Genomic DNA, 14,360 nt, shown 5'->3' with positions numbered 1-14,360 from the left:
TGGCAGCGGGTTATCGTCGGGGCATGCGTGAGTACTCCGGCAGCGTCTTCCTCGCCGACTGCCCGGCTCGGCTGGCGACCGAGATCATCACCGACAAGTGGGCGGTGGTCGTGCTGTTCGCGTTGAGCCGGGAACCGTGCAGGCACGGAGAGCTGGTCGACCGGATCGGCGGAATCTCGCGAAAAGTGCTGACCCAGACGCTGCGGCGGTTGCAGGGATACGGCCTGGTCGACCGCCATGTCGAGGCCGGGAAGGTCGAGTACGTGCTGACAGACTTGGGCCGGACGCTGGTGAAACCGATCGCCGTACTGACTGAGTGGGCTCACGAGCACGGCGCGGCCGTGGTGGGATTCCAAGAGTCCAGAGGCGAACAAGAGTCGTGAGAGTTCCACGCGTTACCCGTAAACCGGAGCGGACAGCCTCGCGGGGCGGTCCGCAAGGAACCGCCCCGCGAGGAGTGGACGCGACGGGTGTCAGCCGGTGAAGGCCGCGGTTCCGTTGGGGGTGCCCAGGCCGCTCGGGCCGTCGTAGCCCGCCTTGCCGGTGCACAGGTAGGACGAGCCACAGCTGCCGTTCGAGCCGCTGGTGACGTCATTGAGCGAACCGGTGTGCGCGTACGGGAACGACGCCGGGGTGGAGCCCGACGACGGGGTGCCCGCGAGTGCGTAGACCGCGGCGATCAGGGGCGACGACGCGCTGGTGCCGCCGAAGACCATCCAGCCGGTGCCGGGGCTGTACGAGTCGTACACGGCGACGCCCGTGTTGGGGTCGGCGACCGCGGACACATCGGCGACCGTGCGCTTGGCGCAGCCGGTGTCCTTCTGCCACGACGGCTTGGCGTCGTAGCCCGAGCAGCCCGAACCGGCGCCGCTCCACACGGTGTCCACCCAACCGCGGGTGGAGGAAGCGGTCTTGAGCGACGTACCGCCGACGGCGGTGACGTAGCGCGAGGCTGCCGGGTACTCGGCGCCGTAGCCGTCGTCACCGGAGCTCACGGTGATGGCCACGCCGGGGTGGTTGAAGTACTTGGTGTCGTACGAGCTGTCGGAGGAGGACTCACCGCCGCCGTAGCTGTTCGAGACGTACTTGGCGCCGAGCTTGACGGCCGAGTTGACCGCGGTGCCGAGGTTGTCCATCGTCGGCGTGGTGGCCTCCACCAGGAGGATCTTGCACTGAGGGCAGGCCGCGCTGACCATGTCGAGGTCGAGCGATATCTCCTCGGCCCAGCCACCGTCGGCCGAGGGCAGGCTGGAGGTGCCGGACTGGCCGACCTTCTTGAAGCAGCCGTTGGCCGTGGTGCACGCGGGGAGTCCGTACTGCGAACGGTAGGTCGCGAGGTCGGACTCGGCCTTCGGGTCGTCGTACGCGTCCACGATCGCCACCGTGGCACCCGAACCCGCGCTGGCGGACGGCAGGTTGTACGCCGCCTGGAGCGAGGACGGGCCGAGGCCGGAGGGCGCGGCGGCCGCGGTGAGGTTGCGCTCGGTGTTGGCCGATGCGGGGGTACCGGACGTGACATGGAGCGCGTTGCACGCCATGTAGTCCTTCTTCGTGGGCTGGGCACACGACCGGGCCACCTTGACGCCCTGGGCGGATGAGCCCGAATGGGCGGGCGCTGCCTGGCCGATGGGTGCGGCCAGTGCGAGCGCGGCGGTGGCCATTCCGGCCACCGCCGTGAGGGAAAGGGATCTGCGCAACAACGTTCTGCCTCCGTCTTGTGGGGGAACGAGGAGCTGTGTACGTGCGCTTGCAGCCCCGGCCGACGGGTCACGCGGCGGGGGCGGCCACAACCTACGTTCGCCAGGAACACGTCAACAAGACGGTCGGGGGCGTCTGTACCCGTGCTTTACCCTCGGGGGCGACCGATGGGTATCCCATGGCCAAAGGCTTGCCTGCCGGGGGAGTGATCAGGGGCGATACGGGGGTGACACCGAACAGCCTCTGAGAACCGAGGTGTTGGAGAGTCGCGGAGGCGCACCCGTATGCCGGAGCCGCATCTGCGGGCCGGGTTCTGTCCTGCTCGTCGCGGACGTAACCGAAGCCGGACGGCGGCAGCTTCGGGCTGCGGAAGGGGCGCGCTCCTCTTCGTACGGGCGCGGGGGCCGGAGCGTACGGGCGCGGGGGCCGGAGCCAGAGGCCCGAAGCACGAAGCTGCCGCCCGCCGATGACCGGACCGCCGCGGCCTTACGCGACCGCCGTGCCGGGCCGCCCGCTACTCGCCGGGCGCAGCTCGGTACCCGTACCGGTACCCGTACTCGCTTACTCGGCCGGTCCCGGCGAAAGCCGGGCGCCCACGTCGCCGGGGTGCAGCGGTGTCACGGTGAACAGACCACCGTCCGGGTCACGCAGTGTCGCCTCCGTGCCGGATGGCGTCGCCTGTCGTGCGACGACGGTGCCGCCGTTGGCGAGCGCCGCCTCGACACAGGCAGGTACGTCGGGCACCGGGAAGTGCACCTGCCAGTGCGGCCGGATCGCCGGGTCGCGTGCCGCCTCCAGCGCCCCGGAGCTGAGGCGGGCGACGACATGGCCGCCGCTGCGCAGCACGACCTCGTCCTGTTCGTACTCGACCTCGCAGCTGCCCGGGAGCCCACTGGCCCAGTCCAGCACTCCCCCGTAGAAGATCGCCGCGTCGAAAGCGTTGCGGGTGCGCAGCCGCAGCCAGGCGGGGGTGCTGTCGCGCCACGCCTCCCAGCCGGTGAGGAGCTGCCCCTCCCAGATCCCGAACACCGCGCCGTCCCGGTCGGCGGCCAGGGCGCCGCGCCCCGAGACGAGGGAGACCGGCCCGATGGCCACCGTGCCGCTGCGCTCCCTGATGCGGGCGGCTGCCACGTCCGCGTCGGAGACCGCGAAGTACGGCGTCCAGGCGACGGCGACCTGGAGGGTGGGCGCGAGGGCGCCGATCCCGGCGACCGGTGATCCGTCCAGGAGGGCGACGCTGAACTCCTCGCCGAGCTTCGCCGGGCGGAACTCCCACGACATCACGGGCCCGTAGAAGTCCTGGGCCGCCACCAGATCCCGTGCGGTCAGGTTGACCCAACAGGGGGCCCCGGACACCGCATCGCTCCACTCCACGCCTGCGGCATCCACCGGGATCTCCTCCTCGTCCGCCGGAACCGTCCTGTTTTCACCCGCCCCACGCGGGCCGCGTGTCGCAGCGGCGGCAGAGCAGGGCGTGACGCCGCGACGGCGCCTTGTCCGGTGCTTCCAGTCTGCCCACACAGGAGAGCCACCGCTCGTCGATCACCCGGCGGAGAGCGGCTACGGAGAGCGGCTCCTGAGGGTGACCGGCGGGCGGCGGCTGCCGCGGTCGGAGCGCGGACCGGGCCAGGGACAGACCGGGTCAGGCGTACGTCAGGCGTGCGTACCGCCGTCGATACGCAGCTCGGTGCCCGTGACGAACGCGCCGTCGTCGGACGCCAGCATCGCGATCACGCCCGCCACCGTCTCCGGCCCGGCGAACCCCTGGCCGATGGCCGGGGAGAGCTTCGCCAGCAGGCTGAGGTCGGCGTCCGCCGGCAGGCCGGGGTCGCTGGTCATGCCCGAGGCGATCGAGCCCGGCGCGACACACACGGCGCGCAGCCCCTGCTTGGCGTACTCGATGGCGATGGCGTGCGTGAAGGACTGTATGCCGCCCTTCGTCGCCGCATAGGCCGCCATGTACGGGTGCGCGAAGGTCGCGGACGTGGAGCTGAAGTTGACCACCACGCCCTTGCCGCCCGCCAGCAGCGCGGGCAGCGCCTCACGCGTGACCAGGAAGGTGCCGGTGAGGTTCACCGCGAGGATCTTGTTCCAGAGTTCCAGGGTGGTGTCGGCGGTGTGCGAGGACCGCAGGATGCCCGCCGCGTTCACCAGCGCGTCCAGGCCACCCAGGTCGCTGATGGCTCCCCCGATGGCGGAGCGCACCGAGGACTCGTCGGAGATGTCGGCCACGACCGTCGTGAGCCGGCTCTCCTTTCCTGCGGCGCGCGCCTGCTCACGGGTGGTGTCGAGGCCCGCCTCGACGATGTCGGCGGCGACGACGGTGCCGCCCTCCGCGAGGATGCGGGCCACGGTGGCCTGCCCGATGCCCGAGCCACCACCGGTGACCAGTACGCGGCGTCCGTCAAAGCGGTTCATTGTTCCTGTCTCCGTTCCGGGCTCACCTTCGAGCCCTTCTTTTGCACGGTACGCCTTAATGGCATGTTGTGCCACATAGGCAGATGGGGCGGACCGCGGGCTCCGGGACATACCCTTTGGACATGCCAGAGACGCCCCCTGAGACGCACCGGACGGCCACCGCCCGGCCCTCGCTGACCGAGCGCCGCAAGGCGGCGACCCAGCTGGAGATCGCCCGCACCGCCGCCGCCCTCTTCGCCGAGCGGGGCGCCGACAGCACCACGGCCGAGGACATCGCCCGCGCTTCCGGGATCGCGCTGCGGACCTTCTACCGGTACTTCCGTACGAAGGAGGACGCGGTCGCCCCGCTGCTGTCCAGCGGGGTGAAGCAGTGGATCGCCGATCTGCGCGACAGCCCGGGCGAGCTGCCTGTGCCCCGTGCGCTCGAACGGGCCGCGCTGCGGGCGCTCACCCCCACCGACGAGGCCGAGACCCAGGCGCTGCACTGGACGCGGGGGCTGATCCGGGCGATGGACGCCCATCCGGGCCTGCGCTCCGTCTGGCTCCGGGTGACCCATGACGCCGAGGAGGAACTCACCCCGGTACTGGCCGCGTTGGCGGGTGACGAGGTGGACCCGCTGGAGATCAGGCTGGCCTCCGCCGCCGCCAACACCGCGATGCGGGTCGCCGTCGAGGTCTGGGCCACCACGGACGCGCCCGACCACGGCCCCGGTGGACCCGCCGAGCTGGCGGCACGCTGTGTGCACGGGCTGACGGCGGGCCTGCGGCTGTGGGACGGCCCGGGAGCGACGCCCGCCGGCTGACCGGCAGCGGTCTCCCGCGCACCTCACCGGGTCTCCGGCCTGTCACGGTCTCCGGCGAGGCCGGTCACGCTCTGCGGTGATTCCCTCCGTGCGCACCCTCAACTCCCCCTGTGCGCATGCCTTGACCGGCTGTCATCATCTGCGTCTAGGATCCCCGTCCAGTGATCGAGTCCGCCCCACTGCCGCTAGGGAGTCGCCCCATGGACATCGGCCGACGCACGATCATCGCCGCTCTGGGCGCGGCTGCCGCGCTCGGCTCCGGGCAGGGCAGCGCCGGTGCGGCGCAGCGCCCGGCGGCCTCCCGGGCGCTGGCGCGGCTCCTCCCCCGCCACTGCGACCAGGTCACGTTCCGCACCGTGCCGGCCAGGGACGGCGCGGACGCCTTCCGGGTGTCCGGCACGACCGGCCGGATCGTGGTCGAGGGCACCACACCGGCCGTGCAGCTCACCGGACTGCACCACTATCTGCGGTCGACGGCGCACGCCCACTTCTCCTGGAACGGCGAGCAGACCGTCCTCCCCCGCCGGCTCCCCGGCCTGCGGGCACCGCTGGTCAAGTCCGCGAACGTCACACACCGTTTTGTCTTCAACGACACCAACGACGGTTACACCGGCCCGTACAGCGGCTGGGAGTACTGGGAGCACGAACTCGACGTGCTGGCCCTGCACGGCTACAACGAGGTCCTCGTCTACACCGGGGCGGACAGCGTCTACCACCGGACCTTCCAGGAGTTCGGGTACGGCGACGCCGAGCTGCGGGCCTGGATACCGGGCCCCGCCCACCAGCCGTGGTGGCTGCTGCAGAACATGTCGGGCTTCGGCGGGCCGGTGTCGCGCCAGCTCCTGGACCGGCGGCTGCGCCTCGCGCAGCGGATCGTCGGGCGGGTGCGCGAGCTGGGCATGACCCCGGTACTCCCCGGCTACTTCGGTACGGTCCCGGCCGGCTTCGCCGACCGCAACCCGGGCGCCCATGTCGTACCGCAGGGCGAGTGGACCGGCTTCACCCGCCCCGACTGGCTGGATCCGCGCACCGCTGTCTTCGGAAGGGTCGCCGAAACCTTCTACCGGATCCAGAGCGCCCTGCTCGGCGACTCCGGCATGTACAAGGTCGACCTGCTGCACGAGGGCGGTGACCCCGGGGACGTACCCGTGGGCGAGGCCGCGAAGGCCGTGGAGAAGGCGCTGCGCACCGCGCACCCCGGGGCCGTCTGGAACGTGCTCGGCTGGCAGACCAATCCACGCCGCGAGATCATCGACGCCGTCGACCGGTCGAAGATGTTCATCGTGGACGGCCTCTCGGACCGCTTCCCGACCGTCACCGACCGCGAGAAGGACTGGGCCGGGACGCCGTACGCCTTCGGGTCGATCTGGAACTTCGGCGGGCACACCACCATGGGTGCCAACACCCCCGACTGGGCGGCCCTGTACGAGCGGTGGCGCACCAAACAGGACAGCGCGCTCAGCGGCATCGCGCTGATGCCGGAGGGCTCGGACAACAATCCGGCCGCCTTCGCGCTCTTCAGCGATCTGCCCTGGACCGAGGGCCCCGTCTCCCTCGCCGCCTGGTTCGACCGGTGGTCGGCGGAGCGGTACGGGGCACCCGACCGGCACGCGGCCGCGGCCTGGGACATCCTGCGCCGCACCGCGTACGGCACGACCCGCGCGGACAGCTGGAGCGAGGCCCCGGACGGCCTCTTCGGCGCCCGCCCCTCGCTGACCGCGAAGAGCGGCGCCGCCTGGTCGCCCGACGGACTCCGTTACGACACAGCCGAGTTCGCCCGCGCCCTGCCCGAACTCCTGGCGGTCCCGGCCGCGTTGCGGCGCAGCAGTGCCTACCGTTACGACCTTCTCGATGTCACCCGCCAGACCCTCTCGCACCACAGCCGCACCCTGCTGCCACGGATCAAGTCCGCGTACGACGGGGCCGACCTGGCGGGGTTCCGGCGGCTCACCGCGGAGTGGTTCACCTGGATGGGGCTCCTGGAGGAGACCGTCGCCACCGACCGCCGCTTTCTGCTGGGGCGCTGGATCTCCGACGCCCGTTCCTGGGGCGCGGACAGCGCCGAGAAGGACCGGCTCGCCCGGGACGCGGTGTCGCTCCTCACCGTCTGGGGCGACCGTGCGGCGGCGGACGACGGCGGGCTGCGCGACTACGCGAACCGCGAGTGGGCCGGGCTGGTCGGGGGTCTCTACACGCTGCGCTGGAAGACCTACTTCGACGAGCTCGGCACCGCACTCGCCGAGAACCGCGCACCGCACGACATCGACTGGTACGCGATCGAGGACGGCTGGATCCGCGACCATCCCCCGTACCGCACGGAGCCGTCCGGCGACATCGTGCGCATCGCCCGCCGGGTCGCCGGAACCGGCCGGCGGAGCTGACGCGTCCCCGGGCCCGGCGGTGTCGCCCGAGCCGCCACGGCGGCATCGCCCGGGCCCGCCGCACGGCTCCGCCGGACCCCGGACGCGTACGATGACCTGCGGCGAGCGGCGCTCCCGCGCATCCGCAGCCGACCGGAACCGGCAGCGCAGGCCGGCCCCTCCCTGCGGGCAGGAGAAGTGAGTCGTGAGCGCAGCGCCGGGGAGCGGCCGGGACCAGGATTCCTATGTCGTCGGGGTGGACTTCGGCACCCTGTCCGGCCGTGCCGTGGTGGTCCGTGTCCGGGACGGCGCCGAGCTGGGCGCGGCCGAACACCCCTACCCGCACGGTGTGCTCGACGAGGCCCTCCCCCACGGCGGCCCCCGGCTGCCGCCCGACTGGGCCCTCCAGGTTCCCTCCGACTACCTCGGGGTGCTGCGCCACGCGGTGCCGGAGGCGCTGAGGGCGAGCGGGGTCCCGGCTGAGCGGGTGATCGGGCTGGGGACGGACTTCACGTCGTGCACCATGATCCCGGTGACGGCCGACGGCACACCGCTCTGTGAGCTGCCGCGGTACCGGGACCGGCCGCACGCGTACGTGAAGCTCTGGAAGCACCACTCGGCGCAGCCCCAGGCCGACCGGATCAGCGCCCTGGCGGCCGAGCGTGCCGAGCCGTGGCTGGACCGCTACGGGGGCCGGGTCTCGTCAGAGGGCCAGTTCGCCAAGGGGCTTCAGCTCTTCGACGAGGACCCGGAGCTGTACGCCCTGACCGCCCACTGGATCGAGGCGACGGACTGGATCGTCTGGCAGCTGTGCGGCCGCTATGTCCGCAGCGCCTGCGCCGCCGGTTACAAGGGACTGCTGCAGGGCGGCGCCCACCCGTCCGATGAGTTCCTCGCCGCGCTCGACCCCGGATTCCGGGACTTTGCGCGCACCAAGGTCGAGCACCCGACCGGCGCGCTCGGCACCCGGGCGGGCGGTCTGACCGCGCGGGCGGCCGCCTGGACCGGGCTGCCCGAGGGGATCGCGGTGTGTGTCGGGAACATCGACGCGCATGTGACCGTGCCCGCCACGGGCGCGGCCGGAGCGGGCCGGATGGTGCTGATCATGGGGACGTCCGCCTGCCACATGGTGAGCTCCCCGGATCCGCGACCGGTGGCGGGTGTGTCCGGAGTGGTCGACGGCGGCATCGTCCCCGGGCTGTGGGGGTACGAGGCAGGGCAGAGCGGCGTAGGCGACATCTTCGCCTGGTTCGTACGGACCTCGGTACCGGAGGCGTACGCCCGGGAGGCACGGCGGCTGGGCCGCACGCTCCATGAACATCTGACCCGGCTGGGCGCCGCACAGGCCGTCGGGGAGCACGGTCTGGTGGCCCTCGACTGGCACAGCGGCAACCGTTCGGTTCTCGCCGATCATGAGCTCAGCGGCACCGTGGTGGGTCTGACGCTCGCCACCAGACCCGAGGATGTCTACCGCGCCCTGCTGGAGGCGACGGCTTTCGGGACTCGCCGGATCATCGAGTCCTTCGAGGAGGCCGGGGTACCGGTCACCGGCATCACCCTCGCCGGCGGGCTGCTGGAGAACACCTTCCTGACCCAGCTGTACGCCGATGTCACCCGGCGCCCGCTGGGCGTGATCCACTCGTCCCTGGGTCCGGCGCTCGGCTCGGCGATGCATGCGGCGGTCGCCGCGGGCGCGTACGGGGACATCCACGCCGCGGCGTCGGCGATGGGCCGGATCCGCCCGGCCCTGCACGAGCCCGATCCGGTCAGGTCCGCGGCGTACGACCTTCTCTATGCGGAGTACTGCCGGCTGCACGACTATTTCGGCCGGGGCGCCAATGACGTGATGCACCGGCTCAGGCGGCTGCGCCGTACAGCCGTGGCCGCTTCGGCACAGTCCGTGACCGAAGGCGGCGCGGCACCGGTTCCGCCGCGGCCCTGATCAGCTTCGCCGCGGTCCTGATCAGCGGCGCGACCCGGACGAAGGGCCCTATATACCGGTGGCCCCGTGCAGCATGTACTGGTCGAGCAGCTTCGTACGGGCGACCTCCAGCCGGGTGGCGAGGACCTCGGCGACGGAGCGGGCGAGTGCCAGGCCCAGCTCGTGGTCGCTCTCGCACACTTCCCTGGCGGCGATCGCGTCGAACTCGTGCGCCCGGACCGGACTGAATGCCTCGGCTCCGAAATGCCACCGGTGCGGAGGGAAGAGCCAGGACCAGCCGAGCAGGTCCCCGACCTCCAGGGTGTCGACCATCACCCTGCCCCGCTGCGGTACGTGCAGATCGAGCGCCACGGTGCCGGTATGGATGATCCAGAACTTGTCCGCGGGGGAATTCTCCTCGAAGATCCTCGCGTCCTGGGGAAAGAAGACATCCCTGGCCAGGTCCATCAGGCGTTCGCGGTGGAATGCGGGAAGAACGTTCATCAGTCGTGTCGTGGAAGTCATCGTGGGGAACCTCCTCGCTGAGTGTCCCGCGCGCCACGGCCGCCGGATCGCCGGATGACGGGCGGGGATCCCCTTGATTCGAGGGTATCTCCGGTGCCGCCGTCCCTACCGGTCCACAGCCCGGCCCACCGCGCGCCGGGCGACGGTCCGGGCACACGCCCCGGCCGACGGTGGCGCTGACTCTTACCCGCCGATGCGGTCCTGAATCACTGAAAACCTCCCCAACCCCTGTGACCCACACAACTTTTTGGGGATTTTCGGGCGCTTCGCGGGGTGACACCAGCCACAGGACCTAGGTCACTTACGACCCGGGATAGTCGACCCTCACCCCCGCCCATGGCGGCAAAACAGCCATGATTTCGGGCATTTCGCCTCATCTCACGATGATGGGTAGTACAGCGGGTCATTGCCACCGCTGAAGACGGGCGCTAACCATAGATCCCGGCAAGCACCGAGAACGAGCCTGCGACCAACGCCAGTCGGCGAACGCGGCCAAGACCCTCGGTTTCACATCCACTGCGCCGCCGAAGGCCACACGTCACGTCCCCCACCTGGAAGAGGCCAGCATGCCCCGCATCTCCCTGCCCCGCACCACCCGTACGCACAAGATCGCCGCCACCGTCCTCGTGGCCGTGGGTGCCAGCACCGCGCTGGCCGCCACCACCGAGTCGAGCAGCGCCCAGATACCCGCGCACGCTGCCGCTTCGGTCAAGCCGGTCTCCGCCAACGGCCTTCCCGCGAAGGACGCGCCGAAGAAGGACACCCCCAAGAAGGCCGCGGCCAAGCCCGCGAAGAAGAGCGAGAAGGACGACAAGGCCGCCAAGGCCGCGAAGGCCAAGGCCGCCAAGACGAAGGCCGCTGCGGTCAAGAAGAGCGCGGCCAAGCACAAGGCCGCCGCGCCCGTGCACTACAAGAACAACCTGGACGGCTGGATCAAGGAGTCGCTGGCCATCATGAAGGCCAAGCACATCCCCGGCACCTACGAGGGCCTGCACCGCAACATCATGCGTGAGTCCAGCGGCAACCCGAACGCCGTGAACAACTGGGACATCAACGCCCGGAACGGCATCCCCTCGAAGGGCCTGCTCCAGGTGATCCAGCCCACCTTCGACACCTACCACGTCTCCGGAACCGCCTTCAAGCTGACGGACCCGGTCGCGAACCTGACGGCCGCCGCCAACTACGCGGCGCACCGCTACGGCTCCATCGACAACGTCAACTCGGCTTACTGAGCCGGAGAGCCACCCGGTGGACCGACCCGACGCGGGTGAGCGAAAGCCCCGGAGGAACGGCGGACACGACCCCCGGTGGGAGCGGCCCCCAGCGGACCGCAAACACCGGCGGGCTCGTGCCCGTTCCTTCCCCGCACGGTCGGGCCCACGGCCCGGCGTGAAGTCGGCCCGGACAACGGGCCGGTGAGCGACACCGGCCCCAACACGCTTTACGGCTCAGGCCCGTTCGGCAGCGCAACCGCGCCGAACGGGCCTCGCCGCGTTTCACCACCCGGCCACCGGCCGGCACCCTCCGCGCCGGCCCCGCGCGCTTCCCGCCGACTCGTCCCGGTACCGCCGATACGACCGATACAGCCGATGCCACTGCGTCGAGCTGCTCCCCGAGCCGGTCCGCACACCGAAACGCCGTCCACCGGGTTGATCGTTCTCACGGGTCGCAGGCCACACACTCAGGGAGGTAACAGCTCCATCCGTCGTGTCGAAAGGGCGCATCTCCGTGAACAGCCCCGGCGTCCACAACGTCGCTGCCGCCGCCGTACCGGTCCGGGCCGTCGTACCGGTACGGCCGCCAGTCGCCGTAACGGTCCGGCCGCTCGCCCACCGGCTCACCGGGCGGCCGCCGCGCGAGAACCTCCGCCCCGTCCGGCCGGTCCGCTCCCGGGCCGCGGGGCTGGTCGCCGTATGAGCCCGCTGTCCGGCCGCCGGCCCGGGGCGCGCCCGGTTCCCGCCGCGCTGGCCGTCGTCGCCGCCGTTCTGGCCGGGGCGGTCGCGTGCAGCGGCGGGCCCGGACACCGTACGGCCGGTTCGCCGACCTCGGCCGGGTCCGGCGGGGCGGGGCTGCGATGGGGCCCCTGCCCGGCGGCGGACGCCGTCACGGGCGGGGCCGGACCGGTCAGGCGCGACCCCCGGCAGCAGTGCACGACCGTCCACGTGCCACTCGACTACCACTCCCCCGACGGCCGACGGCTCACCGTCGAGGTGTCGCGGATCCGCTCCGGGGCGCCGCGCCCCAAGTCGCTCATGACGGGTCAGGGCGGCCCTGGCGGCAGCGGGCTCGATCTGCCGTCGCAGAACGAGTCGGCGCTGCCCGCACGGGTCACCCGGACCACCGACCTGTACGGACTCGACTACCGCGGCATCGGCCACAGCAGCCCGCTGCACTGCGGCATCGCGCCCGCCGACCGCACCGCGGCGGCCGGCCTCCCCTACCCGGCGGCCGACGGCACCATCGACGCCAATGCCGCATGGGCCAAGCGCGTCGCGGGCGCCTGCGCTCAGCACGCGGGCCAGGCGCTGCCCTTCTTCAACACGGTCAGCATCGCCCGGGACATCAACCGGATCCGGATCGCCCTGGGGCTGCGGACGCTCTCCTACACGGGCACCTCGTACGGCACGTACGTCGGGCAGGTCTACGCCACGCTGTTCCCCGCGACATCGGGCCGGGTGCTCCTGGACAGCACCGTCCCGCCGGGCGGGGTCGAGGCGGCCATCCAGAACAAGGGACGCGGTGTCGAGGACGCCTTCGGCGGCTTCGCCCGGTGGGCCGCGGGCCGGGACAGCACCTACCACCTGGGCGGTACGCCGCCGGACGTACGGCGGACGGTCCTGTCCACCGCGCGGGACCTCAACGCGACACCGCTGCCGCTGATGACCGGGAAGAGCCTCACCGGGAACCAGCTGCTGGAAGCAGAGCAGGCGCTGCTCGACCAGCGGGCCAACTTTCCCGGGCTGGCGGAGCTGCTCGGCGCGGCCCACGCAGGCTCGGTCCCGGCCGATGTCACGTCGAAGCTCCAGTTCGGCAGCGTGTTCCCGGACAACTTCTTCAGCGCGCAGGACGCCATCGTCTGCAACGACAGCAGCTGGCCGAAGGAGGTGGCGGGCTACCGGCGGGCGGTCGCCCGCAGCGCGGCCAGGTTCCCGCTGACAGCGGGGTCTCCGGCGAACATCTGGCCCTGCGCCTTCTGGCCCGTGACCGGCTCCGAGCACCCGCCGAAGCCGGTACCGCGCGGACCGCACAACATCCTCATGGCGCAGAACACCGCGGACCCCTCGACCCCGCTGAGCGAGGCCCGCCGGACACTGCGCGCCTTCGGGGACAGGGCGGCGATGGTCACCGTCGAGGCGACCGGCCACGGGGTGGCCATGTCGAAGGGGTGCGCGGCCGACGCGGTGGCGGACTTCCTGCTCGGCGAGGGCCCCGCGCGGTCACGGCACTGCCCCGCGACGCGTTGAGACACCGGACGGCGAGTGACGGTGAGTGACGGCGACCGACGCCGGCCCCGCCGCACGATCGGCCGCGATATCAGGCGGTATGCCCGGAACGGTCCTACCGTGAGCTGGTCAGCGATCCCCACCGTACGAGGAGCAGCAATGGGCGACGACAGCGCCATGGACAAGATCAAGGGCAAGGCCAAAGAGGCAGCCGGCAAGATGAGCGGCGACAAGCGCCAGGAGACCGAAGGCAAGGCCGACCAGGCGAAGGGCAAAACCAAGGACACCCTCGGTGACGCGAAGGACCGCGCCCAGGGCGCGAAGGACTCGTTCACGGACTGACGCCCTCACCCACCGCGGGCCCCTGCCGGAAGGCGGGGCCCGCGGTATGCGTCCGGCCGAGGCGAGGCCATTGAGCCGGCCCCGTCGGGACGAGCGGGCCCGACGCGCAGGGCCCTTCCGGTGCCCTGCAGCGGTCATGCGAAAGTTTTCACATGAAACCCGCGCGCCTCACCCGAAACCCTGGCGGTCGCCGCCGCACCCTCCGGTTCGGTGCGGCGGCGGCCGTCTGCGTATGCGCCCTGACGGCCTGTGACTCCGGTTCCGGCGGGGGCGGTTCGACCGACGGCGGCCAAAGCGCAGCAGGCGGCGGAATCACCACGGTGGCGAAGGCCGACCGTGTCCAGGCTCCCCAGCTGTCGGGAAAGACCCTGGACGGCGGCACACTCGATGTAGGCACGGCCTACCGGGGGAAAATCGTCGTACTGAACGTATGGAGCTCATGGTGCGGCCCGTGCCGCGGTGAGGCCGAGAACCTGGCGGAGGTCTCGCGGCAACTCCACTCCCGTGGGGTCCGGTTCGTCGGAATCAACACCGGTGATCCCACAGCGGGCCCCGCCCTGTCGTTCGAGAAGGGCCGGGGCGTGCCGTATCCGAGCCTGCACGACCCGGCGGGCAAGCTCCTGCTGCGCTTCCCCCGGGGCAGCCTCAACCCGCAAGCCATCCCCTCCACAGTGGTGGTCGACCGTGACGGCAGGATCGCCGCCCGGGCCTCCGGAGGCGTCAGTGCGGCCCAACTGCACACGATGCTGGACCCGTTGACCGTCCAGAAATAGCCGTAAACACAGCAGCAGAGAAGGGGGAAACGGGGCAGGCCGGGCCTCTGGGAGTGCGGCCCGGCCTGCCCCGGACG

At 71.6% G+C, this 14,360-nt stretch carries 13 protein-coding genes; 9 read left to right on the top strand and 4 right to left on the bottom strand.

All coding sequences use genetic code 11. The features are described 5' to 3' along the window. Nucleotides 1–23: 23 nt before the first annotated feature. Complete coding sequence (locus OG510_RS35835) at nucleotides 24–383, top strand: winged helix-turn-helix transcriptional regulator (protein WP_406142185.1); 360 nt, start codon at nucleotides 24–26, stop codon at nucleotides 381–383. Between the two features lie 90 nt (nucleotides 384–473). Here the strand turns inward: OG510_RS35835 and OG510_RS35830 are convergent, their stop codons facing one another. From OG510_RS35830 to OG510_RS35820, 3 genes are all read right to left on the bottom strand, one after another. After that, nucleotides 474–1,661 (bottom strand): peptidase S8, encoded by a 1,188-nt coding sequence (locus tag OG510_RS35830; RefSeq protein WP_406142721.1) that lies wholly within the window; start codon nucleotides 1,659–1,661, stop codon nucleotides 474–476. A gap of 598 nt (nucleotides 1,662–2,259) precedes the next feature. Further along, nucleotides 2,260–3,093 carry a VOC family protein gene (locus OG510_RS35825; protein WP_406142719.1) on the bottom strand — a complete coding sequence of 278 codons (834 nt, stop codon included), beginning with the start codon at nucleotides 3,091–3,093 and terminating at the stop codon, nucleotides 2,260–2,262. Between the two features lie 258 nt (nucleotides 3,094–3,351). After that, a complete protein-coding gene (locus tag OG510_RS35820) occupies nucleotides 3,352–4,116 on the bottom strand; it encodes an SDR family NAD(P)-dependent oxidoreductase (RefSeq protein WP_406142184.1) in 765 nt (254 codons plus the stop codon). Nucleotides 4,117–4,238: 122 nt separating this feature from the next. Between OG510_RS35820 and OG510_RS35815 the strand changes: the two genes are divergently transcribed. The 3 genes from OG510_RS35815 (at nucleotide 4,239) to araB (ending at nucleotide 9,221) form a co-directional block, all read left to right on the top strand. Next, entirely contained in the window at nucleotides 4,239–4,919 is a 681-nt protein-coding gene (locus OG510_RS35815; protein ID WP_406142183.1) for a TetR family transcriptional regulator, read from the top strand. A gap of 200 nt (nucleotides 4,920–5,119) precedes the next feature. Next, nucleotides 5,120–7,300 (top strand): alpha-N-acetylglucosaminidase, encoded by a 2,181-nt coding sequence (locus OG510_RS35810; RefSeq protein WP_406142182.1) that lies wholly within the window; start codon nucleotides 5,120–5,122, stop codon nucleotides 7,298–7,300. 184 nt (nucleotides 7,301–7,484) lie between these two features. Beyond that, entirely contained in the window at nucleotides 7,485–9,221 is a 1,737-nt protein-coding gene (gene araB, locus OG510_RS35805; protein ID WP_406142181.1) for a ribulokinase, read from the top strand. Between the two features lie 48 nt (nucleotides 9,222–9,269). On the opposite strand, the gene OG510_RS35800 is transcribed toward araB, so the two are convergent. Then, on the bottom strand, nucleotides 9,270–9,725 hold the full coding sequence (locus tag OG510_RS35800; RefSeq protein ID WP_164260319.1) for a cyclic nucleotide-binding domain-containing protein: 456 nt from the start codon (nucleotides 9,723–9,725) through the stop codon (nucleotides 9,270–9,272). A 566-nt stretch (nucleotides 9,726–10,291) separates the two neighbouring features. Here OG510_RS35800 and OG510_RS35795 point away from each other — a divergent pair. From OG510_RS35795 to OG510_RS35775, 5 genes are all read left to right on the top strand, one after another. Then, the gene (locus tag OG510_RS35795) at nucleotides 10,292–10,957 is read left to right on the top strand and encodes a transglycosylase SLT domain-containing protein (protein WP_406142180.1); all 666 of its coding nucleotides are present in this window, start codon (nucleotides 10,292–10,294) and stop codon (nucleotides 10,955–10,957) included. A gap of 496 nt (nucleotides 10,958–11,453) precedes the next feature. After that, complete coding sequence (locus OG510_RS35790; RefSeq protein ID WP_406142179.1) at nucleotides 11,454–11,642, top strand: hypothetical protein; 189 nt, start codon at nucleotides 11,454–11,456, stop codon at nucleotides 11,640–11,642. Beyond that, nucleotides 11,639–13,189, top strand: a complete 1,551-nt coding sequence (locus OG510_RS35785) for an alpha/beta hydrolase (protein ID WP_406142178.1) — start codon at nucleotides 11,639–11,641, stop codon at nucleotides 13,187–13,189. The genes OG510_RS35790 and OG510_RS35785 overlap by 4 nt, the downstream gene beginning before the upstream one ends. Before the next feature lie 138 nt (nucleotides 13,190–13,327). Then, nucleotides 13,328–13,510 (top strand): CsbD family protein, encoded by a 183-nt coding sequence (locus OG510_RS35780; RefSeq protein WP_406142177.1) that lies wholly within the window; start codon nucleotides 13,328–13,330, stop codon nucleotides 13,508–13,510. A gap of 152 nt (nucleotides 13,511–13,662) precedes the next feature. Next, nucleotides 13,663–14,283 (top strand): TlpA family protein disulfide reductase, encoded by a 621-nt coding sequence (locus OG510_RS35775; protein ID WP_406142176.1) that lies wholly within the window; start codon nucleotides 13,663–13,665, stop codon nucleotides 14,281–14,283. Nucleotides 14,284–14,360 lie beyond the last annotated feature (77 nt).

The sequence above is a fragment of the Streptomyces sp. NBC_01089 genome (assembly GCF_045162975.1).
Lineage (GTDB): Bacteria > Actinomycetota > Actinomycetes > Streptomycetales > Streptomycetaceae > Streptomyces.
Note: the sequence above shows the minus strand (reverse complement) of the source record. Positions and strands in the feature narration are given on the sequence as shown.